Origin of the sequence: Marinomonas sp. KMM3893, from assembly GCF_004352855.1 — a bacterium.
Lineage (GTDB): Bacteria > Pseudomonadota > Gammaproteobacteria > Pseudomonadales > Marinomonadaceae > Marinomonas > Marinomonas arenicola.
Map to the genome: position 1 here is coordinate 419,154 of NZ_SJSC01000001.1, position 22,520 is coordinate 441,673.

The 22,520-nt window shown below is 46.7% G+C and carries 23 protein-coding genes and 1 riboswitch; of the genes, 16 read left to right on the forward strand and 7 right to left on the reverse strand.

Features of this window, described 5'->3' with window-relative positions; translation table 11 throughout:
- Positions 1 to 35: 35 nt before the first annotated feature.
- From E0D71_RS01890 to thiE, 10 genes are all read left to right on the forward strand, one after another.
- Positions 36 to 995 (forward strand): iron ABC transporter permease, encoded by a 960-nt coding sequence (locus tag E0D71_RS01890; RefSeq protein ID WP_207923311.1) that lies wholly within the window; start codon positions 36 to 38, stop codon positions 993 to 995.
- Complete coding sequence (locus tag E0D71_RS01895) at positions 992 to 2,044, forward strand: iron ABC transporter permease (RefSeq protein WP_133001600.1); 1,053 nt, start codon at positions 992 to 994, stop codon at positions 2,042 to 2,044. Before E0D71_RS01890 ends, E0D71_RS01895 begins: the two co-directional genes overlap by 4 nt.
- A complete protein-coding gene (locus E0D71_RS01900) occupies positions 2,041 to 3,000 on the forward strand; it encodes an ABC transporter substrate-binding protein (RefSeq protein ID WP_207923312.1) in 960 nt (319 codons plus the stop codon). Before E0D71_RS01895 ends, E0D71_RS01900 begins: the two co-directional genes overlap by 4 nt.
- A 74-nt stretch (positions 3,001 to 3,074) precedes the next feature.
- Positions 3,075 to 3,176: riboswitch (TPP riboswitch) on the forward strand.
- Positions 3,177 to 3,287: 111 nt separating this feature from the next.
- On the forward strand, positions 3,288 to 4,163 hold the full coding sequence (thiD, locus tag E0D71_RS01905) for a bifunctional hydroxymethylpyrimidine kinase/phosphomethylpyrimidine kinase (protein ID WP_133001601.1): 876 nt from the start codon (positions 3,288 to 3,290) through the stop codon (positions 4,161 to 4,163).
- Positions 4,160 to 4,915: an ABC transporter ATP-binding protein gene (locus E0D71_RS01910; protein ID WP_133001602.1), complete on the forward strand. Its 756-nt coding sequence runs from the start codon at positions 4,160 to 4,162 to the stop codon at positions 4,913 to 4,915. The genes thiD and E0D71_RS01910 overlap by 4 nt, the downstream gene beginning before the upstream one ends.
- A complete protein-coding gene (locus tag E0D71_RS01915; RefSeq protein ID WP_133001603.1) occupies positions 4,908 to 5,726 on the forward strand; it encodes an ABC transporter permease in 819 nt (272 codons plus the stop codon). The genes E0D71_RS01910 and E0D71_RS01915 overlap by 8 nt, the downstream gene beginning before the upstream one ends.
- Positions 5,727 to 5,794: 68 nt before the next feature.
- Positions 5,795 to 6,742 (forward strand): ABC transporter substrate-binding protein, encoded by a 948-nt coding sequence (locus E0D71_RS01920; protein ID WP_243711899.1) that lies wholly within the window; start codon positions 5,795 to 5,797, stop codon positions 6,740 to 6,742.
- Between the two features lie 11 nt (positions 6,743 to 6,753).
- On the forward strand, positions 6,754 to 7,419 hold the full coding sequence (gene tenA, locus E0D71_RS01925; RefSeq protein ID WP_133001605.1) for a thiaminase II: 666 nt from the start codon (positions 6,754 to 6,756) through the stop codon (positions 7,417 to 7,419).
- 134 nt (positions 7,420 to 7,553) lie between these two features.
- Positions 7,554 to 8,387 (forward strand): hydroxyethylthiazole kinase, encoded by an 834-nt coding sequence (gene thiM / locus E0D71_RS01930; protein ID WP_133001606.1) that lies wholly within the window; start codon positions 7,554 to 7,556, stop codon positions 8,385 to 8,387.
- A 6-nt stretch (positions 8,388 to 8,393) separates the two neighbouring features.
- Entirely contained in the window at positions 8,394 to 9,035 is a 642-nt protein-coding gene (thiE, locus tag E0D71_RS01935) for a thiamine phosphate synthase (RefSeq protein ID WP_133001607.1), read from the forward strand.
- A 110-nt stretch (positions 9,036 to 9,145) separates the two neighbouring features.
- On the opposite strand, the gene ilvN is transcribed toward thiE, so the two are convergent.
- Together ilvN and E0D71_RS01945 are read right to left on the reverse strand one after the other, a co-directional pair.
- Positions 9,146 to 9,637, reverse strand: coding sequence for an acetolactate synthase small subunit (ilvN, locus tag E0D71_RS01940; protein WP_115896084.1), 492 nt, complete (start codon positions 9,635 to 9,637; stop codon positions 9,146 to 9,148).
- 1 nt (position 9,638) lies between these two features.
- Complete coding sequence (locus E0D71_RS01945) at positions 9,639 to 11,351, reverse strand: acetolactate synthase 3 large subunit (protein WP_133001608.1); 1,713 nt, start codon at positions 11,349 to 11,351, stop codon at positions 9,639 to 9,641.
- Between the two features lie 429 nt (positions 11,352 to 11,780).
- Here E0D71_RS01945 and E0D71_RS01950 point away from each other — a divergent pair, with 429 nt between their 5' ends.
- Positions 11,781 to 12,041 carry a hypothetical protein gene (locus E0D71_RS01950; RefSeq protein ID WP_133001609.1) on the forward strand — a complete coding sequence of 87 codons (261 nt, stop codon included), beginning with the start codon at positions 11,781 to 11,783 and terminating at the stop codon, positions 12,039 to 12,041.
- A gap of 65 nt (positions 12,042 to 12,106) precedes the next feature.
- Complete coding sequence (gene queG, locus E0D71_RS01955) at positions 12,107 to 13,189, forward strand: tRNA epoxyqueuosine(34) reductase QueG (protein ID WP_133001610.1); 1,083 nt, start codon at positions 12,107 to 12,109, stop codon at positions 13,187 to 13,189.
- A gap of 91 nt (positions 13,190 to 13,280) precedes the next feature.
- Here the strand turns inward: queG and E0D71_RS01960 are convergent, their stop codons facing one another.
- Positions 13,281 to 14,144, reverse strand: a complete 864-nt coding sequence (locus tag E0D71_RS01960; RefSeq protein WP_133001611.1) for an acyl-CoA thioesterase II — start codon at positions 14,142 to 14,144, stop codon at positions 13,281 to 13,283.
- A gap of 193 nt (positions 14,145 to 14,337) precedes the next feature.
- Between E0D71_RS01960 and moaA the strand changes: the two genes are divergently transcribed.
- From moaA to E0D71_RS01975, 3 genes are read left to right on the forward strand one after another with little or no spacing between them, the layout of a single operon-like run.
- Complete coding sequence (moaA, locus tag E0D71_RS01965) at positions 14,338 to 15,327, forward strand: GTP 3',8-cyclase MoaA (protein WP_133001612.1); 990 nt, start codon at positions 14,338 to 14,340, stop codon at positions 15,325 to 15,327.
- A gap of 13 nt (positions 15,328 to 15,340) precedes the next feature.
- Complete coding sequence (moaB, locus tag E0D71_RS01970) at positions 15,341 to 15,880, forward strand: molybdenum cofactor biosynthesis protein B (protein ID WP_133001613.1); 540 nt, start codon at positions 15,341 to 15,343, stop codon at positions 15,878 to 15,880.
- Positions 15,881 to 15,885: 5 nt separating this feature from the next.
- Positions 15,886 to 17,079, forward strand: a complete 1,194-nt coding sequence (locus E0D71_RS01975) for a molybdopterin molybdotransferase MoeA (protein WP_133001614.1) — start codon at positions 15,886 to 15,888, stop codon at positions 17,077 to 17,079.
- 31 nt (positions 17,080 to 17,110) lie between these two features.
- Here E0D71_RS01975 and E0D71_RS01980 read toward each other — a convergent pair whose 3' ends face one another.
- Together E0D71_RS01980 and serB are read right to left on the reverse strand one after the other, a co-directional pair.
- A complete protein-coding gene (locus E0D71_RS01980; RefSeq protein ID WP_133001615.1) occupies positions 17,111 to 18,031 on the reverse strand; it encodes a LysR family transcriptional regulator in 921 nt (306 codons plus the stop codon).
- A 47-nt stretch (positions 18,032 to 18,078) separates the two neighbouring features.
- Positions 18,079 to 18,996, reverse strand: coding sequence for a phosphoserine phosphatase SerB (serB, locus tag E0D71_RS01985; protein ID WP_133001616.1), 918 nt, complete (start codon positions 18,994 to 18,996; stop codon positions 18,079 to 18,081).
- 147 nt (positions 18,997 to 19,143) lie between these two features.
- Between serB and E0D71_RS01990 the strand changes: the two genes are divergently transcribed.
- Positions 19,144 to 20,568, forward strand: a complete 1,425-nt coding sequence (locus E0D71_RS01990; RefSeq protein ID WP_133001617.1) for an AhpA/YtjB family protein — start codon at positions 19,144 to 19,146, stop codon at positions 20,566 to 20,568.
- Positions 20,569 to 20,660: 92 nt separating this feature from the next.
- On the opposite strand, the gene rpoS is transcribed toward E0D71_RS01990, so the two are convergent.
- Both rpoS and E0D71_RS02000 read right to left on the reverse strand, forming a co-directional pair.
- A complete protein-coding gene (gene rpoS, locus E0D71_RS01995; RefSeq protein ID WP_133001618.1) occupies positions 20,661 to 21,659 on the reverse strand; it encodes an RNA polymerase sigma factor RpoS in 999 nt (332 codons plus the stop codon).
- A gap of 26 nt (positions 21,660 to 21,685) precedes the next feature.
- The gene (locus tag E0D71_RS02000; protein WP_133001619.1) at positions 21,686 to 22,477 is read right to left on the reverse strand and encodes a peptidoglycan DD-metalloendopeptidase family protein; all 792 of its coding nucleotides are present in this window, start codon (positions 22,475 to 22,477) and stop codon (positions 21,686 to 21,688) included.
- Between the last annotated feature and the right edge of the window lie 43 nt (positions 22,478 to 22,520).

Below are 22,520 nucleotides of genomic sequence, written 5' to 3' on the forward strand. Positions count from 1 at the left end.
CTCAACCATGGTCCAATAGATCACGCCTTGGGTTCATGTTGGTTCTCGTTATTGCGTTAAGCGGACTTCATTTGTTGCACGGCGCGCGCGCTATTTCGTTGACGACCTTAACCCAGGCCTTGTTTTACTATAACCCTCATGATTTTGATCATAGGGTGTTGATATCATTACGATTACCCAGAGTATTGGCAATGTTACTCGCAGGCAGCTGCTTGGCTATTGCGGGGTATTTATTGCAAGTGACGCTGCGCAACCGTCTGAGTGACCCACAACTGCTTGGGTTAAATTCTGGCGCCAGTCTTGCCGTCGTATTGGTTACCGCTTTTCCTATCGCCCCTATGTTTACCCTAGTTCGACCACTGGTTGCGAGCGTTGGTGCTGGCCTACTTTTCAGTTTGGTTTTGCTGATTTCTTCAGCCGGGAGAAAAGGTTTGCAGCCGCTTAAATTGATTTTTTGCGGCATTGCGTTTTCAGCCTTAGCCGGTGCGATCACCTCTACTGTGTTAATTCTGGATGAAGACACGCTCGATCAACTGCGTTTCTGGCTTATTGGAGATGGCGCAGGCTCAAACTTACACTCGGTGTTAATCAGTTTGCCTTTTGCTGGGGCTGGACTCGCCCTGAGTCTGCTCATTATGCCGCAGTTAAGCGCCATGTCGTTAGGCGACGCCATGGCAAAAGGCTTGGGAGCATCGATCCAAAAAGTCCGCTTCTTCTCTCTTTGTGCGGCCGCTTTACTCACCGGCAGCGCGGTGTCTGTGGTCGGACCCATAGGGTTTATCGGGCTCATTTGTGCCTCACTTTGGCGCGGCATACACTCACGCCCAAGTGTCTTCTCCCTTCTATTGGTGGCATTCACTGGCGCGGCGTTATTAATGGCGGCCGATATCGCAGCCATTAGCTTATTCGCCCCAAAAGAGTTACCCACAGGGGCATTAACCGGCCTAGTCGGCGCGCCTGTTTTTCTCTGGATTTTTGTGAGGAGAATGCGATGATAGCCAGCTCACTGCTGTCCCTAAGATCGGGGCACTATTCGATCCGTATTCATCTCGCGTCTTTGTTGACGATTGGGCTGTTACTCACAGCCTTAATGGGCGTCATATTCTTCGCCCTAACCACTGGAAGCGAGGCCATTCCATTGCACTCTGTGTTGGCTTACTTGCACCTAGAAACGCCAAACACATCAACAACAAACCTCTCTCATTTATTGATTCTAGACGCATTTCGCGCCCCTAGAATCGCTCTAGCTGTATGCTGCGGGGCAATGTTGGCTTGCTCGGGTGCCGTGATGCAATCTCTCACACGAAATGGATTGGCTGACCCTTCTATTTTAGGGGTTCGAGAAGGCGCAGCTCTGTGTGTTGTTGCGCTAATATTGACCGCTCCTGGACTCTCATTGGCGTGGCGTCCTCTGGTGGGCATGATTGGCGGATTGGCCAGCGGCGTCTTTGTGCTATTGCTTGCTCGAGGCAGTTCAAGCATTCGATTTGTCATGATCGGCATTAGCTTATCTTGGTTTTTGTCGGCCGCCATGATGGTGTTGTTAGCCGCCACCGATACTAAAGACCTACAAACCGTGTTGATCTGGATCGCGGGAAGCCTACAAGGCGCCACTTGGCAAAGCGTTCAGCTCGTGGCCATCTTGTTTGCTATCTGTCTCATTGCCCTCTTGTTCAACGCGCCCTCCGCCGACATTGAAGCACTTGGAGACGCACTATCCACCAGCTTGGGAGTACGCCGGAAATGGGTCAATATCATTCGCTTTAGCGTCGCTATTTTTCTTGTTGCTGGCAGTGTGTCTGTGGCTGGCAGCATTGGCTTTGTCGGTTTGATTGCCCCGCATTTGGCGCGTTTTTTACCGAATTACTCAAGCCGTTATCATTTAATTTCCACCAGCTTAATCGGTGCTATTTTGGTATTGGCTGCTGACACGCTAGGCCGTGCCGCCTTTGCACCAGTCGAATTGCCGACCGGTGTTGTCATTGCCGTGATAGGCGCGCCCACGCTGATTATTCTTCTTTGGACTCGTAGGAACCAGCTTTGAACCGACTACTGCTTATTTTGTTCATCACCCTTAGCAGCCCCTTTTCGGCAGCCAAGGGCCTCTCCGCCACAACCGTCTCCTTCACCGATGATCTAGGCCGCCAAGTGACCATTCCCAGTCACCCTGTGCGCATTGTCTCTGTGTATGACATCGACATTACCATCCCTTTGATTGAGCTCGGCGTCATGCCCATTGGTAGCCATGGTCGAATTTCCAAAAATGGCACACCTTATATTCGTTCTAGCGCATTATTAACTGGGGTGGATTTTGACAACAGCGACATTACTTTTATTGGGGCGACTAACGTCGATTTAGAAACCATCGTAGGTCTAAAGCCTGACCTGATCATCACCGCTAATTCGCGGCCGACGCCGGTGGATTTACTGGCAAATATTGCCCCGACCATCTCACTCGACAGTGGGTTAGGCGCTGCCCATGTCTACCAACAGCTTGCCACAATCACCCACACAGAAAAGCGCTTAGCGATTCTTGAACGACGCTATAAAGAGCAAATTAAAAGCCTCAAAGCGACCATAGACACACACAAGATCACCGTCTCTGTGATGCAACCATTACGAGGTAAAATTAGCGTTTACCACAGTTACCGCTCCCTCGGTCGTGTCTTGCGAGATGCAGGATTTCAGTTCCCTAGTATTATCAACCAAATCCCTAAAGGGGAACGCGTCGACTTTAGCGCAGAGCGTTTACCTGAATTAGACGCAGACATTATCTTTGATCCTTATTTTTCTGCACAAAAACCAGAAGTAGAAATAGCCAAGATGAACGCCATCTTACCAGGCTTTTGCCAATTTTTAAGCGCCTGCAAAAAAGGTCACTATGTGCTGGTTTCCCGGGATGCGGCGATATCCAATTCTTACGCAGGGCTCGAAGCCATGGCCATGGCAGTACAAGCACACCTCACACCTAAACCACACTTAGATGAGCCCATTAAATAAGCGAAAATGTCATCATTAAGGCCGTTAGGATTAAAAAGTGATGAGTCTTTAATCAAATCTTGTTAACATCCTTAGCATCATAGTCGGGGGGCATTTTTTTGCTGAGATCGTATAACACGAGACCCGTTGAACCTGATTCAGTTAACACTGGCGTAGGGAACTATTGTGATAACAGTGCTAGTCACTGTGTCCCATATAGCAATTTGGGCTTCTCGATAAAGCGTTCAAAGAAGCCTTTCTAATCAAATTTGCTTATGTAGTTCCTTGCACCACCGTTAGGAGCTCATATGTCTAGTCCATCATTTACTTCGTCTCACATTCGATCTCAGCAACCGCAAGATCTTGCTACGCCGATTGTATTAACCATCGCAGGCTCAGACAGTGGCGGTGGCGCTGGCATCCAAGCAGATATAAAAGCCATCTCGGCCACCGGCAGCTTCGCTTGCTCAGCCATTACCGCGATCACCGCGCAAAATACCCTTGGTGTTTCTGCTATTTTTCCGATTCCATTAGACCATGTTGAAAACCAACTAGACGCGGTGTTTAGCGACATCAATATCACCGCGGTCAAAATAGGCATGTTAGCGGACAGCGACATCATCAAAACCGTGGCCAATAAACTGCTGCAGTATCAACCTAAGTTCATCGTGCTAGACCCTGTCATGATCGCTACCAGTGGCGATTTATTACTGCAAGAAAACGCCATCAATACCCTTAAGCAAAGGCTCTTTCCTCTCGTCGACATCATTACGCCAAACCTGCCTGAAGCGGCGGCGTTAACCGGTTTGCCACTGCCTAACAACGAGGATGACATGCTCGCCATGGTGGCGGCTCTCAGGGCTCTCGGTGCTAAAGCGGTATTGTTAAAAGGCGGACACTTAGACCAGCAGACAGACAGCCTTGATCTGCTCATCACGGCAACCACAGTAGACAGACTCTCAGCGCCGCGCATTGACACAAAAAACACCCACGGCACAGGTTGCACCCTCTCTTCTGCCATTGCTTCTTACCTTGCCCAAGGAAACACCTTACACGCTTCCGTTCACCAAGCTAAAAACTACATTAGCCAAGCAATTGCCCACGCAGACCAGCTAAAAATTGGCCAGGGTCATGGCCCAGTGAATCACTTTTTCGCGCTGAACCAGAGTGACATAAAGCAATGAGTAACGCACCGCTGGGGTTATCCATCCAGCAAGCCAGCCTGCATTACCATGGCGCAGACAAGGCCACATTGGATAAGCTATCGATGGAGATTCCCCCTGGAGAATGGACCTGCTTGCTGGGTCGCAGTGGCAGTGGCAAAACCTCACTGTTGCGTTATTTAGCGGGTTTACTGGACGATAAAGTAGACTGGCACGGCGAGGTAAAATGCAGCGACGGCCTCCCCTTTCAGCATAGAATTGCTTATATGGCGCAACAAGATTTGCTGCTCCCGTGGCTATCAGTCGAAGACAATGTGTGCCTAAGTTATCGCTTTAACAAGCAAGGAGTAAGCGATGAGGTTCGCAACAAAGCCTTATCTTTATTAGAAAGCGTTGGCTTACTTGACGTCCGAAAAGCACTGCCTCAAACACTGTCTGGCGGTATGCGTCAGCGTGTCGCGCTTGCTCGAACCCTAATGCAGGACAAACCTTTTGTGTTAATGGACGAGCCTTTTTCGGCGTTAGACGCGGTAACACGACATAAATTACAGCGCCTTTCCTATACCCTATTAAAAAACAAAACCGTCGTGCTCATCACCCATGACCCACAAGAAGCGGTACGCCTAGCCGGACGTTTATACATTCTCACCAATTCACCCGCGCAAGCAGAGTCATTAGCCTTACCCAAGCTTTTTCCACCAAGAGAATTAGACCCAGAGTCGGCCCATGTTCAGCAGCAGATTTTTCACAGATTGGAGCAAGACAATGATTAATTTGACGCCTCTTGCCAGTCCGCCTAAAAACAGCCGTCGTGCACGCAATGGCACCCCTGCCTTCAATAAGTCGTTTCACACACTGCTGCGCGCCATCATCATAGTATTCGCCATACTGGCCACTTGGCAGGGGCTTATTGTCGTCTTTGATTTGCCCTCGTTTATCTTGCCCACACCACTGTCAGTATTGGACCGTTTATTCGTGCGCCATGACGTACTGATGCGCCACTCCTGGGTCACTGCCCAAGAAATTGTTTTAGGTCTATTGCTCGGGCTTAGCATGGGGCTATTTTTTGCTCTGCAAATGCTGCTGTTTAAACCAGTAAAACGCTGGTTATTGCCAATATTGATTGCCAGCCAAGCCATCCCTGTTTTTGCCATTGCCCCAGTATTAATGCTTTGGCTAGATTACGGCATTGCGTCCAAAGTCGTGATGGCGGCCATCATTATTTTCTTTCCCGTCACGACCTGTTGTTACGACGGACTCAGCAACACCCCAAAAGGCTTTCTCGACCTAGCTCACACAATGCAAGCTAGCCGCTGGCAGCAACTGATCCATATTCAACTACCGGCGGCATTACCGGCATTGGCCTCAGGTATTCGTGTCGCTGTCGTGATCGCCCCCATCGGGGCAGTGGCTGGAGAATGGGTCGGTTCTAGTGCTGGCTTGGGCTATCTCATGTTACAGGCAAATGCTCGAATGATGATCGACGACATGTTTGCCGCCTTATTTATTTTATCTCTGTTGTCTGTGGTGCTGTATTTTGCAACGGACTTTGCTCTCAAAAAAGCCATCCCTTGGGAGCACTAATGTTATCGATAAGCCACAAGGCCGAGAAAAACACTTATCTATCCTCACTAATAACAAAAGGAAAACACGTGAAAAAACTGATCGCAAGCACACTATTAACCTTGGCGTCTTCACTGCTGGCAACACCTGCCCTAGCCGAGACACAAAAAATCACGCTCATGCTGGATTGGTTCGTCAATCCGAACCATGGACCCATTGTTATCGCGCAACAGCATGGTTACTTTAAGGAGCAGGGGTTAGCGGTCACCATTCAAGAACCCGCCGACCCGAGCACCCCTTCTAAACTGGTTGCGGCAGGGAAAGTCGACATGGCTGTGTCCTACCAACCCAGCTTGATCATGGACATCGCTCAAGGGTTACCATTGGTTCGCTCTGGCACCTTAATCGCCACACCGCTTAACTCTCTGATCACATTGAAGAAGAGCGGCATCCACTCGCTCGCCCAATTAAAAGGTAAAACCATTGGCATTTCGATCGCTGGCAATGAAGAAGCCACGGTAGGAACCATGCTCAATAGTGTCGGCTTAACCATTAATGACGTGAAAATAGTGAACGTTGGTTGGGCGCTTTCTTCTTCATTGGCTTCTGGGAAGGTCGACGCTATTTGGGGCGGGTTACGTAACTTTGAAAAAAACCAACTGATCACAGAAGGTTATCAGCCTGTTCTCTTCTACCCTGAAGAAAACGGCGTGCCAAATTACGATGAATTGATTTTTGTCACAAACGCAAAAGCACACAATAAAAAAGCCATTCGAGCCTTTAATACCGCCATTGAAGAAGCCACCACTTACATAGTGAATCACCCTAAAAAAGCGTGGCAAGAATTTGTTACTTACGCCCCAGACACCCTGGATAACACACTTAATAAGATGGCTTGGCAAGACACACTTTCTCGCTTTGCATTACGTCCTGCTGCCGTGGATTTAACCCGTTACGATCATTACGCTCGCTTTTTATTCGATCATAAAATCATTAGCACTTTACCAGAAGCCAAACACTACCTTCTTACTTTCTAATCAGGTGATTTATGCAGTATCAAGATTTAATCGACGCCTGCCAAACAGAATGGCAAGCCTACACAAAGCATGACTTTGTTACTCAATTGGCGTCTGGTAACTTGCCCAAAGACAGCTTTTTACATTATCTAAAACAAGATTTTTTGTTTTTAAAACAATACGCCAGAGCCTATGCTCTGGCGGTGTATAAAGCCAATTCATTAACCGATATGCGCCAAGCTTTGCCAACATTAAATGCTCTGCTAAGCAGTGAAATCAGCCACCATGTTAACTTTTGCCAAGACTGGGGATTAACTGAAAACCAAATGGAGCAAGAAAGAGAAGATTTCGGCACCCTAGCCTATACTCGATACGTTCTTGATGCTGGCATGAGTGGCAATCTCGTGGACCTTTACGCCGCCCTAGCGCCATGCTCTATTGGTTACGCCGTGATCGGCGAACAAATCAGCCTAGATGCCAATACCCAGTGGGAAAACAACCCATATAGGAGTTGGATCGAGCTGTACGCTGGAGACGACTACCAAGGTCACGCCAAACAAGGCGCGCTGTATTTCAATACATTACTGAAGAATATTGATATAAACAGTGAACGAGGCCAACAGCTGATTGAGGTATTTTGTACCGCCACCAGAATGGAAGTGGCTTTTTGGCAGCAAGGTCTAAACGCCTCACGTTAGGAGAATCATCATGCATAAGCACATTATTCTCAATGCACTGCGCACCCTGAGAGAACAAAAACCCTTAGTGGTGAACATCACCAAAGTGGCTTTTTGGCAGCAAGGTCTAAACGCCTCACGTTAGGAGAATCATCATGCATAAGCACATTATTCTCAATGCACTGCGCACCCTGAGAGAACAAAAACCCTTAGTGGTGAACATCACCAATTACGTGGTGATGAACAACACAGCCAATGCTCTGCTGGCAATAGGAGCCTCACCTATTATGGCGCACTCTCGTCAAGAAATGGCTGAGATGATGAGCTTTGCTGGCGCTCTGGTGATCAATATTGGCACCCTAGACAGTGACTGGATTGAGCGCATGGCCTTTGCAATTGAACAAGCAAATCACCATCAAAAAGTCGTCGTCCTTGATCCTGTTGGCTGTGGTGCAAGCACCCTTAGAACCCAAACATCTCGTCGTTTTGCTGAACTCGCCGAGCGCTTGATTATCCGTGGCAACGCCTCTGAAATCATCGCGCTGGCGGGTGAATCCTCGCAAAGCAAAGGCGTCGATGCGATGGACAGCAGCAGTGCCGCTATTCAAGCCGCTGTCACCTTGATGGAGACCTTTGATGCGAGCGTGGTGGTGTCTGGGAAAACCGATTTCATCGTCAACACCCCCTTTATTCAGCAAGAAAAAAACATCCTCGCATTAGACAACGGACACCCTATGATGCCGCAGGTCACAGGCATGGGGTGCTCGCTTTCGGCGCTGACAGGCGCCTTTGCCGCAATTGGGGAGACCAGTGGTTTGGCCGCAGCCGCGGTGTTTGGGGTTGCGGGTGAAATCGCCGCTGAACAAGCAAAAGGCCCAGGCAGTTTGCAACTGGCTATTTTAGACGTGCTCTACACACTCGATGAAGCCACCTTGGCACAGCGTTTGAAACTCACCGCGATCGATACCTCCGACCGAATCATAGGTTAATGCAGCATGAATCCTTACCAGCTTTATCTTGTAACAGATGAACAGTTAGGTCTAAAAGCCCTGACTCACATTGTTCGAGAAGCCGTCAAAGGTGGCGTTACCATGGTGCAAATTCGTGAAAAGCACCATGACGTGCGTGCCTTTATTGAACGCGCAAGCGCCGTCAAAGACGTCCTAAAAGGCTCTGGTGTGCCCTTGATCATTAACGACCGGGTGGATGTGGCGTTGGCGATTGACGCAGATGGCGTTCATTTAGGGCAATCCGATATGCCAGCTCGCTTAGCGCGACAATTGATCGGCCCCAACAAACTGTTAGGTTTGTCCATTGAAAGCCACCAGCAATTGGCCAGCGTGCATGATTTGCCAATCGATTACATTGGGCTCAGTGCCATTTTTGCCACGCCGACCAAAACCGACACCCGCCATCATTGGGGGATTGACGGTTTAGCAAGCGCGCTGCAAACCACATCCTTGCCAATAGTTGCCATTGGCGGAATCAATATAAACAACCTGAAAGACATAGTGGCAACAGGTGTCCATGGTGTGGCATTAGTCTCGGCTATTTGTCAGGCCGACGACCCTAGGGCTGCCACCGAGCAAATCAAAACCTTACTTCAATACAATCATTCCCAACGCGTTCCGGCTTAACGTTGAGCATAAAAAACCCCAACCACTGATGTTATTCAATGATTGGGGTTTTCATCGCAAAACGACTGTATCGCTTTTGCGATCACGTATTCCAGACGGCTAATTTGCCATTACAGAGATAATGTTTTTTCGCCGCGAGCCACACCAGAAACACCAGTACGAACCACTTCAAGTAGATGTGCACCACCTAACGCTTGAAGAAAGCCATCCAGCTTGTCGGATTCACCGACAATTTGTACCGTGTAAATAGACGGTGTCATATCAACTATGTTGCCACGGAAGATGTCCACAGTACGCTTCACTTCTGCTCGCTGAGCGCCGGTAGCACGGACTTTAACCAGCATCAATTCGCGCTCAATATGCTGCCCTTCCGTTAGATCAACTAACTTAATGACATCAATAAGCTTATTAAGCTGCTTAGTGATTTGCTCAACCACTTGATCCGAACCAAAGGTCGTAAGCGTCAAACGAGACAAGGTTGCATCGTCGGTCGCCGCCACGTTTAGCGATTCAATATTGAAATTTCGCTGTGAAAACAAGCCAACAACACGTGACAAGGCACCTGGTTCATTTTCCATTAATACAGAAATAATATGTCTCATGTTAGGTACGCTCCGTCTTGCTCAAGAACATATCGCGCATAGAGCCACGAGGCACTTGCATCGGATAAACATGCTCTTCTGGGTCCACATAGCAATTGATGAAAACCAACTGGTCTTTCATTGCAAACGCTTCTTCCATCTTGGCATCTAGCTCATCTTTACTACGAATTTCAACGTATTTATGGCGATATGCATCCATTAATACTTTGAAGTCAGGCAAAGAATCCATATAAGAATTAGAGTAACGACCTTCGTAGTTCATGTCTTGCCATTGGCGAACCATGCCGAGATAGCCATTATTCAAACATAAAATCTTCACTGGCAAGCCGTATTGCAAGCAGGTGGAAAGCTCTTGAATATTCATTTGAATACTGCCTTCGCCTGTGACACAAACAACCGTTTCTTCAGGAAAACTCAGCTTCACGCCCATTGCCGCTGGCAAACCAAATCCCATGGTGCCAAGACCACCGGAGTTAACCCAACGATTCGGTTTATCAAACTTATAATATTGCGCAGTAAACATCTGATGCTGACCCACGTCAGAGGCCACGTACGCGTCCCCTTTCGTTGCTCTCCAGCACGCTTCTACCGCGGCTTGAGGCTTGATCTTATCGCTTGCTGTGTCGTAACGACCGCCATGCACAAGACGCCACTCATTGATCTGTTTCCACCAATTAGAGACGGCGTCGACATTGGTGCTTGCGCCTTCAATAAGCGACAGCATTTCTTCCAACACCTGGTCAACTGGGCCCACAATAGGCACATCAGAACGAATGGTTTTTGAAATGGCTGCTGGGTCAATATCGATGTGGATAATTTTGGCACCTGGACAAAATTTGTCAGGGTCATTGGTCACACGGTCGTCAAAACGAGCGCCTACAGCCAGAATCAAATCACTGTGATGCATGGTCATGTTGGCTTCATAAGCACCATGCATACCTAGCATACCAACAAATTGGCGATCGGTTCCTGGGTAAGATCCCAATCCCATCAAGGTATTGGTAACAGGAAAATCTAATGTCTTAGCCAGCGTTGTTAATAGGTCAGATGCGCCACCTAAAATAACACCACCACCGGCATAAATAACCGGGCGTTTCGCGGCAAGCAATAGGTCAACGGCTTTTTTAATTTGACCACTGTGGCCTTTTGCTGGCGGTGTGTAAGAGCGCAAAGAAACAGATTCAGGGTATTTGTATTCGAATTTCTCACCAGGCATTGTCATATCTTTTGGAATATCGACAACCACAGGACCTGGGCGACCTGAACTAGCAATGTAATACGCTTTTTTGAGAATCATTGGAATCTCAGAAGGATGCTTAACCGTAAAGCTGTGTTTCACGATAGGTCGTGACACGCCAATCATATCGGTTTCTTGGAAAGCATCTTCACCGATCAGGTAGCTCATTACCTGACCACAAATCACGACCATAGGAATAGAATCCATGTACGCCGTCGCAATCCCAGTTACGGTATTCGTCGCGCCTGGACCTGAGGTCACAAGAACGGTACCCGCTTTACCTGTTGCGCGAGCATAGCCATCGGCCATGTGCGTCGCGGCTTGTTCATGTCTAACCAAGATGTGCTTTACATCAGACTGACGATGCAAAGCATCGTAAATATGAAGCGCAGCACCACCTGGATAACCATAGATATACTCTACTCCCTCATCTTTGAGAAAGCGGGCGATCATTTCACCACCGGATAATAACTCCACCTTGTTACCCTCTATTGTATTTATCTGTCTGCTAGTGTTATGCCGCTATTGTAACCGCATACGCCAAGCAGATAAAAGTTGATAGCACGAAGTTTGCAAAACTAATGAGGTCACCTGAAACAAAGGGAAACTCAAACGCAATAAATCGCAGTGTTAACACTGTCCGCGTTTTTCGCGAGGAAAAATACAATATGGCGAGAATTTAGCCTTATTCTATTTGTGCTTATCAGATATAGATCTGATTGGAGGGGCTGGTGGCCCACATACAAGGAAGTAATCGGCATGGGTAGCGCCGAAAAATATAGACCTAGCATTCTCGCAATCAGACAAAAAACTGTCAACCAAAACCCTCAATTTTGCAGGATAAAACTTGCTCTGACGCACACTTCGTGGTGTTATAGCGACATAATTTGATTAGGAGTTTTAACCATGGCGAATGAGCTCAACCAACAGCGTATTATTGATGAATTTCTGCGCTGCTTTCGTAAAATGTTGATGGATCCAGAGCTAGCAGGAGAGTTAGTTCGTATCGCAAAAGAGAACATCAGTGAGCCCAATGCTTACCAGCGTATTGCCGAAGAAGTTTCAAATCAGACGACACTGAAAATCCAAGAAGATCATACCGAAGCAGATCGCATGTTTATCAAACTTTTGATGGACGTCGTAAAAGGCGATTCACAGCTCTATTGATTTATTCTTCAGCTAGGTGCCTGCTGTTTCAGTCGCCTAGCTAGACCATCATTCTGGTAATACGTTTGCTTCCTTCTTCTCTTTCAGATCCTCAGCGTTTAACCGCACTGGTAAGTGATATCAAATCATGGGCGATTGACTTTGGCTTTGCTGAGGCCCGTATTGTCGAGCCTGATTTAGAGCAATACCGAGACGATTTTAATAACTGGCTCGCAAACGATTATCACGCCGGCATGGACTATCTTGCCAATCATGGGGATATCCGCTTTCAGCCAGACAAACTCCACCCAGGCACTCGACGCATCATCTCATTGCGCATGCATTACTTGCCGCAATCGGTGGCGACAGTTGAACGCCTGAAAACCAAAAATCAAGCCTATATCGCACGCTATGCATTGGGCCGTGACTACCACAAATTGATTCGTAAGCGCTTAACACAACTGGCTAAAAAGATAGAAGAGCAAGTCGGCGAACACGGCTATCGTGCTTTTGTAGACAGCGCTCCCGTATTAGAGCGACAAGTGGCAGAACAAGCTGGCATGGGCTGGATCGGGAAAAACACCTTATTGCTCACCCCAAAAGCTGGCAGTTGGTTTTTGCTGGGCGAGATTTTCACAAACTTGCCGCTGCCAGTTGATCCACCGACAACCACTCGTCATTGCGGCAGCTGCGACGCCTGTCTTACTCAATGTCCAACCGACGCCTTTGTTGAACCTTGGGTTCTGGATGCCGGTAAATGCATCTCTTACCTAACCATTGAGCATAAAGGCGCAATCCCCGTTGAGCTAAGGTCAAAAATGGGCAATCGGATTTTTGGCTGTGATGACTGCCAACTCGTTTGCCCATGGACAAAATTTGCCAAGCACACCACAGAGCAAGACTTTCAACCCAGACACAACTTGGATTCTGAAGAACTTGTCAGTTTATTTCTGTGGGATGAAGAGACCTTTTTGAAAAATACCGAAGGCTCACCGATTCGTCGTACAGGTTACGAAAATTGGCGCAGAAACATTGCTGTCGCATTAGGCAATGCTCCGACGGAAAAGGCGATTATTGACGCCCTTGAAGGCGCGCTAGCGTCCACATCAGAACTGGTAAGCGAACACGTTCGCTGGGCACTTGAGCAACATCAATCACCTCATATTTAACCCACTCAAATCGCAGACGCACAACGAACAACGAACAACGAACAAACGCTAAGCCATCACAGACACAAATACACTTTCCCAAAGCTGTTTTCTACGCTTTTTTGTTATAGCGAATCAAGCCTTCCTGCGCCGTCGAGGCAACCAGCTGACCTGATTGATTAAAGATCTGACCTCTCACAAAACCACGAGATTGGCTTGCTGACGGCGAATCTGCCACATACAGCAACCACTCATCCAAACGGAACTCACGGTGAAACCACATGGCATGGTCTAGGCTCGCAATATTCAAGTAAGGATTACCGATCGACACCCCATGAGGCATCAGGGCGGTTTCTAAAAAACCATAATCTGTCGTATACGCCAACATGGATTGATGCACCAAAGGTTCATCCGGCAGTTTATCTACGCTGCGTATCCACATGTGTCGTTTGGCGATGCCTGGGCGAGGTCGAAATGGGTTTTGGTTTTCAACAATACGATACTCAATAGGCCGATCTGCGGTGAAGAGCTCTCTCACCTTCTGTGGAATTTCATTCGCGTGTTCTTGATAAAGCGTCAACTCAGACTTAAAGGATTCAGGCCCGGGCACATTAGGCATGGCGTCTTGATGATCAAATCCACGCTCTTCAATTTGAAACGAAATTGTCATGACCAAAATGCTTTTTCCAAATTGAGAAGCCGTCACCCGACGAACACTAAAACTGCCGCCATCACGCACAATCTCCACATCATATTCAATGGGATGATTGGAGTCCCCTGGACGAAGAAAATAGCAATGCAGCGAATGAGGGTGCCTCGCCTCGACGGTTTGAGTCGCGGCACTCAAACTTTGACCAACTACTTGGCCACCAAATACTTTAGGAAAACCCAAGTCCTGACTTCGACCAATAAACTTAGTTTCTGATAAACGCTCAAGTTTTAATAGGTCAATCAGGTTATCTACTACTTGCTTCATATTGGAACCTTATTGGGTGAAATATGGGCTATTATGTAAGTAATCAGGGCAGAGAATCAGTGATAAATATGCAGTTATCTAGGAAGCTTGCTCCTTAGTTACCTATCCCTTGAAATTAGCCTGTTTACGTTTTGCCAAATGGGCATTTTTTTGCTTTGATGGACGCTCACTTATATAGGTATTTCTCTAAGCAATGTCATCTTTAATTGATCCATACGGCCGTAAAATAGATTATCTTCGCATCTCGGTAACCGATAAATGCGATTTTCGCTGCACCTACTGTATGGATGAAGATGTTACCTTCTTACCAAGAAGCCAAATTTTATCTTTAGAAGAAGTGGTGAAAGTCGCCAAAACTTTTATCGCAATGGGCACCAAGCGCATTCGTATTACGGGCGGCGAACCATTGGTTCGTAAAAACCTTCTTTGGGCATTGGAGCAAATCACCAAGCAACCCGGCCTAGAAGAATTGACGATGACCACTAATGGGTCGCAATTATACAAGATGGCCAACGATCTTTTAAATGTTGGCGTGTCTCGAATAAACATCAGTTTAGACACCCTAAAAGCCGATCGCTTTTTCGCGTTAACCCGACGAGACAAATTCCAACAGGTGATCGATGGCATTGAAAAAGCCGCGTCTTTGGACTTTAAAAAACTGAAAATCAACAGCGTCATGTTAAAACACCATAATGACGATGAGCTACAGGATTTGGCTCAATTCGCACTGGATAGAGACATGGACATCAGTTTTATTGAAGAAATGCCGCTTGGCGTTATCACCAGCCATGACCGCGCCGCCTCTTATTTATCGAGCGACGACGTCATAGAGCAGCTGTCCACACAGTTTACCTTAAATGAAAGCCAGCATATCACCAGTGGCCCAACGCGTTATTACGACGTCACTGGCTATCACGGAAGAATTGGCGTTATTTCTCCACACAGCCACAACTTTTGCGATACCTGCAACCGAATTCGATTAACCGCTGAAGGCCGACTACTGCTTTGCTTAGGCAATGAGCATTCAAAAGACCTTAAACCTTTTTTACGAGAGCCTCAGCGACAGTCATTAACACTAGAGGAAGGCATTATTGACGCCTTGGCTCTAAAACCCCTTAAACACCACTTTAATCTTGATGAAGCCCCACAAATACTTCGCTTCATGAGCGCGACCGGAGGCTAGATAAGGACCCCTAATGAGTAAAATCCCAACGCCATTTCGACCATTACAAATAAGCGTATTAACGGTTTCAGACACCCGATCACTTGCAGAAGACACGTCAGGCGATGCTCTCATCGCGAACCTCAGTGCTGCCGGCCACTTCCTTTACCAGCGTGAACTGGTCAAAGATGATGTGTACGCCATGCGCGCCGTGGTGTCTAAATGGATAGCAGATGACAACAATCATGTCGTACTAATCACTGGTGGTACGGGTTTTTACTCACGCGACAGCACACCAGAAGCCATGATTCCACTGTTTGACAAACAAATAGAAGGTTTTGGCGAGCTATTTCGACACATTTCCTATGAAGAAATTGGCACCTCTACGATTCAATCAAGAGCGGTAGCCGGATTGGCGAACAACACTCTGATCTTCTGTTTACCAGGTTCAACAGGAGCCTGCCACACCGCTTGGAATGGCATTTTGAAAGAGCAGTTAGATTCAACTCACCGCCCATGTAATTTTGTTGAGTTGCTACTTGGCGCCTATCACTCCAAGCTACATGAGGTATAAACAAAATGTCTGAACTACTGCCTTTCGAAGAGGCACTGGATGCCATTGAGAACATGCAAAGCGTTCAAGTCAATGAAGAAACAATCGAGCTAAAGAGCGCGCTAGGGCGCATTGTGTCACAAGACATAGTAGCCGACGCTTTTGTTCCTCCTAACGACAATAGCGCCATGGACGGTTACGCCTTGCGTTTCTCTGACTGGAGCCCAGGCAAGGTATTGAAAATCAGCCAACGCGTCCCTGCAGGCTGCGCCCCTACGCCTTTAGAAGAAGGCACTTGTGCTCGTATTTTTACCGGAGCGAATATTCCCGAAGGCGCAGACACCGTTGTCATGCAAGAAGAAACAAAGCGTCACGAAGACGGCGTTTCTTTTTTGGACTCTCTGCAAGCTGGGGGCAACATTCGCCCGAAAGGACAAGACATTCAGCGCGGCCAAGTTATTGTTAAAAAAGGCACGAAAATTAGCCCAATGCACATTGGTCTACTATCAAGTCTTGGCATGACAAGCCTTTCGGCTTTTAGTCGACTTAACGTCGGTATCCTAACCACAGGGGATGAACTAATTGCCCCAGGTAATACCCTGGCTGAAGGGCAAATATTCAATTCAAATGGCCCTATGCTGGAGGCTCTTGTTACTCAAGCTGGCTATTGCGTTTCCCAACGCCTTCACGCCAAGGACTCTCCTGAAGAAACTGAAACGGCGATCAGCACCTTGCTCGCCTGCAGCGACGTTATTCTTTCATCTGGCGGAGTATCGGTAGGGGAAGAGGATCATGTCAAAGCCATTTTAGAAAAAATGGGCGACGTTCATTTGTGGAAAATAGCCATTAAACCAGGCAAACCCTTGGTTCATGCGACGCTTGGAACAACCCCTTTCTTAGGGCTTCCGGGGAACCCGAGCTCCACCTTGGTTACTTACCATTGGTTTGCGCGTCGTTTACTCGCTCGCTGTGCAGGACAGGAGAATATATTCGACCTATCCTATCCAGTCGATGCAGGTTTTAGTCGCACTAAAACCATTAAACGAGATGAGTTTTTACGGGTTTCTATTAGCGAAGATGGGCTGGCTTATGCGCATCCCCAACAGAGCTCAGGAGCCCTAATGGCCGCTTGTGAAAGCCAAGGTTACCTGCATATCAAGGCGCATACTTCCATTGAATATGGATGTTCTTATGCCTTCTACCCTTTCTCAGGGTTTTAACTTAATACGACCTAACCAGTAAGACACGTTTTTATTCACCTTCTTCAATAAAGGCGTGTCTTAATAGCCCTCGAAACCATTGGTGAGCCGGATCATGCTGAAAACGCTCGTGCCAAATCATTGAATAATCAAACGAGCGACTAGCAAAAGGCAGCTCATAAAGCGCCAACCCCGACGCGGTTGCCACCATGTCTTCTGCAAAAAGGCGTGGCACAGTCAGCAATAAATCACTGTCCATAACCACTCTTGCGGCTGGAACGAATGTCGGAAGTTGCACAGTGACATGCCGCTTATGCCCTAACCGATCCAGCTCTTTATCGACTGCAAAATACGCCCGACGCCCCAACACCACCTGCACATGATTCGATTGCAAATAGGCTTCTAATGTTAGATTGCCTTGGATCTTAGGGTGATCTTTGCGAGCAAGACACACCATGCAATCACTTTTTAAGCGCATCGCGCGAATGCCACCAGGAGGCTCTTTCGACAATACCGCTACGGCTAAATCCACATCCATATGGTCCAACTCGTTCGCAGTTTCTTCATCCCATGCTTTCACATCCAAAATGGCATTCGGAGCAGCCTGCTGAAAACGATCCAACATCTTTGGCAATACGGTTAAGGTACCAAAATCTGTGGTCGATAAGACAAACCGACGCTGGCTCGTTAAAGGCTTAAATTCACTTGGCTGAATCAGGCTTTCCAACCCTTTTAACATATCAATTAACAAGGGCGTCAATGATTGTGTTTTGGTGGTAGGCGACAAACCGTGAGACGTTCGAACGAACAAGGGATCATCAAAGATATCCCTCAGTCTTGACAGCGAGCGGCTGACCGCAGGCTGAGAGACATCAAGTCGAGCCGCGGCCTTGGTCACATTTAATTCTTCGATCAATACACGAAAAATATACAGTAAGTTTAAGTCGATATCCGACAGTCTTATTTCTGACAAGTGACCACTCCAGTCAATAGATTCAACGACGCATCGCCACTTTCAAGCTAAGCGAGGGTGTCACGTATTTGCGCAGAAGAAGCGCCTAATAAGTATAAAATGCCATCCAACCCTAAATTATTCATGGGGCATGGCGCCTGCTCTCTAACCAAAGGCTTTGCGTGCAACGCTACGCCCAGAGCCGCTTTATTCAGCATAAGCAAGTCATTGGCACCATCGCCACAAGCGATCGTTTGGGACCAATCAACCCCTGTATTGTCGACAATATTAGCCAACAAAAGCTGCTTACGTTCAGCATCGACAATCGGCCCTAAATGCTTACCCGTTAGCTGCCCTGACTTAATTTCAAGCACATTCGCGTGCACTTCCGATATCCCGTACTGGCTTTGAACTCGATCTGCAAAATACGTAAAACCACCAGACAGTATAGCAGTGTGCCAACCAAAGTGATGCAACACCTTCATTAACCGTTCAATGCCATCCATATGAACAATACGTTGGTAGACACCATCCATTACATCGCTACTAAGGCCATCAAGTAATGACAGTCGCTGTACAAAGCTCTCAACAAAATCAATTTCACCGCGCATAGCACTGGCGGTGATGGCGGCGATTTTTTCACCTATGCCCGCTTCCACCGCAAGCTCATCCATCACTTCTGCTTTAATCAATGTCGAATCCATATCAAATACCGCCACCCCTTTTTGATCAAGACAAGGCGTTTTAGATTGATAAATATGGTCGATTTTGGTGTCATCAGAAAGAGCCAGCAATGCCTTCTTCATGGAGGCTAATTGGTCATTGGAAACCGCCTGTTCAAGCGCGACTCGAACCACAGCGTAAGCATCTAGCTCATCTGTTAGTGTCTGAAACGTTCCGATAAGATGATGATCATCTAACCAAGACTCGAATTGACTCAGATAAGATGGTTGAAAAGACCCCATTAAAGTGATGCTGGCAGACATAAAAGCTCCTAATACAGTAATCACGCTACTATACCAAATAGCCCAATAGAAACTAAGTATTGCTTGCACTTTAAAGAACCAAGAAAAACAACGATACCCTGTGTATACTTTAGCGATTGTTTTTATTGGTAAGTTTGAAGGACGTAAATGGAGACGAACATCAAAACCAACGCATTAACGCTTTTCCTTAAGAAAAAGCTGACGGCCTCTGCCATTATTATCACGGCGTTCATGTCTCTGATGGCGATTACAGTCTGTCTTATTTGGTTTACCATGACACAGGCCTTAGGGAACTATTTAAACCAACAGACCGAAGTGTTGGGAAGCAGCTTAGCCACCCAAGCGGCATTCAATGCAACCCAGTCGATCCTAACCAACGATTTATTAAGCCTAAATGTTCTGCTTAATCGACTGGTCGTAGACGACAATATTCTGAGTGCGCGCGTCTACAATAAAAAAGACGAATTGTTGGCAGAAGCCGATAGCGGAAATTCCGATGTGTCTAAAGACATCGACTTAAGACCTTCAGACAAACACCGGGTATACAGTTCCAGCATACGCTTTCGCGATGAGATCGTTGGGCACGTACTCATAACACTAGACAGAACCCCAACACAGACCACACTTAAGCACCTGAACAATTTACTCATTGGTGTTTCTATCTTTATTTGTGCCATCGCATTATTGCTCGTCATACTGCTAACACGCTGGCTTTTTTCCCCTATCAATGAAGCGACTGACGCACTTAATGCACTGGCAAAAGGCCATCAAGACAGCCCGCTACCAACGCCATCGTTCAAAGAGGGTCGAAACCTGTGCCAAGCCATTCAAGACGTACAAACATTAGATTGGCCTAAAGTGGAAGAGGTTCCTGCTGCTGTGCCGGTTGACGTTGAAATACCAGCCAAAACCCAACTTGAAATGGATTTTGATAAAATCCTTGAAGAATCAAACAAGCGCAGTTGCCTGCTCTATTTTGACATTCTTAACCTCGACAATTGGCACAACGAGATGACACAACTGCAAGTAGCCAACTTGTTAACCCCCATCTACCGAGCCATTTTCCAAGCCAGTGAAACCTTCATGGGACAGGTTCATCAATATGATAATGACTCTGTGGTCATTTTCTTCAGCGCTCAAACCAGCAAAGACAATTTATACATTAACGCCATAAGCACGGCTCAGCTCTTCCTAGGACTCATGGAAGAACTTTTAGAGAATGATTTGTACCAAGACACGCCAGCGCTTGATTTTCATCTAGGCCTGCATAACGGCGGTCCGGAAATAACAGAGATGATGCAAAACAATGAGTTCGACACCCAAAAAATCGAAACACTACTAGAAGAAGTCTCTCAACTAAGTCATTCAGAAAGCGTCAACAAACTGGTTATTAGTGACGCCATCTTCACTCTAAACGACATCCAAAATCGTGTCTTCACAGGCCTCCCTGAAATCATTGACATCGAAGGGGAAGAAATACTCGCTTACGAAGTAAAAGGCATGGCAGAAAAACACCAAGAGAAGGTAAAACAGAAGATTATCGAAATGCGTCAAAACGGACTTTCGCAGTAAACACTCTTTATAAAAACACCAAAGCCAGTATAGAAAAGCGCGTCTTTAGACGGAACACTTCTCCTATACTGGCTTTGTTTTTCAATCAAACATTAGCTATCGAAACGAATTACATCATCCAATGCAAGACCTTCTTTATCCATCATAATTCTTAGCTTGCGTAAGGCCTCTACCTGAATTTGTCGAACACGCTCACGCGTCAGACCTATTTCAGCACCAACATCTTCAAGGGTACTTGGCTCATATCCACGCAACCCGAAACGTCTGGCAATGACTTCACACTGCTTTTCATTAAGCTCGCTCAACCAACCTTCTATACTGTGAAGCACATCGCCATCTTGACGGTCTTCCTCTGGCCCTTGATGATGAGTATCCGCGAGAATCTCTACTAAGCTTTTATCGTTATTCTCCCCACCTACTGGAGAGTCAATTGAGCTTACCCGTTCATTTAAGCCCAGCATTTTTTGAACATCTTCTACAGGACGATCTAACATCTCTGCAATTTCTTCTGCACTGGGTTCATGATCCAGTTTTTGAGTCAGCTCACGAGCCGCTCGAAGGTAAACATTAAGCTCTTTAACCACATGAATTGGCAGACGAATGGTTCGAGTTTGGTTCATTATCGCCCGCTCAATGGTTTGTCGAATCCACCATGTGGCGTAGGTCGAAAATCGAAAACCGCGCTCTGGATCAAACTTTTCTACCGCTCGAATCAAGCCCAAATTGCCTTCTTCAATTAGGTCCAATAAGGACAAGCCACGGTTCAAATAGCGACGTGAGATCTTCACAACTAAGCGCAAATTACTTTCAATCATGCGTTTGCGAGCTTTCTCATCACCTTTTAATGAAAGCCTCGCGAAGTACACTTCTTCCTCTGCAGAAAGCAAAGGGGAAAAACCAATTTCACTCAAATATAACTGCGTAACATCTAACACTTTACCACTGTCTTCACTAGCGTATCTGGCACTAACAGCGGACTCAAATTCTTCATCGGTTGAATCAACTAATTCGTTGTTATCAACTTCCTGATCATAATTGGACGTGTCTGGAATTCGTTTTGCCGCACTATTATTCGTTTCAATTGCTTTCATATTTCCTCCTTGTCCCCTACCGAGCTCTATTTCCGGGGGAGTACTTTTAGCGGATCTATTGGTTGCCCATCACGACGAACTTCAAAATGCAGTAATGATTTCTCACTACCTTTTCCACCTATTACAGCCAATGCATCACCTGCACGAACCGTTTGCTGCTCCTTCACCAAAATCCTTTCGTTGTATGCATAAGCGCTTAGGTACACATCGTTATGTTTCACGATTACTAAGTTGCCATAACCAATCAGACCACTGCCTGCATAAACGACCACTCCATTGGCCGCTGCTTTTACTAAATTGCCTTTTTGCCCTTTAATGTCTATACCTTTACTACTAACGCCACCACTTGAAAACCCCTTCACTACGGTGCCATCAATTGGCCAGTGCCAAGAAGAGACTTTTTCTGAGTTCACAGGTGACGATTTCGATACAACTTTAGGTGGCGAACTGCGCTTCTGAAGCTGTATATCCGATGCTGATTTTTTCACGACAGGCGCTTTATTCGTCGACCTTGATGGAGCGCTACTGACTCTTTTAGATACTGAATTAGTTTTCTTTCTCAACCAAATTTTTTGCTTCGGATAAATCGTATATGGCGAACGAATTTTGTTTAAATTAGCCACTTCTCGATAATCAAGACCATATCCAAACGCAATAGAGAACAAGGTTTCACCACGTTTGACACGATGGTATCCAGAAGCAGGGACCGAAGACACACTGGCATTATTAGAGCGATAGGATTGACTGTTTTTGTTAGGGAAGTTAATAACCTGATAAGAACAACCTGAAATAAAAAGACAGACGAAAATTCCCACCATAAGACCCCATGAAGGAAATAACGACAACGTCTTTTTAAATGCA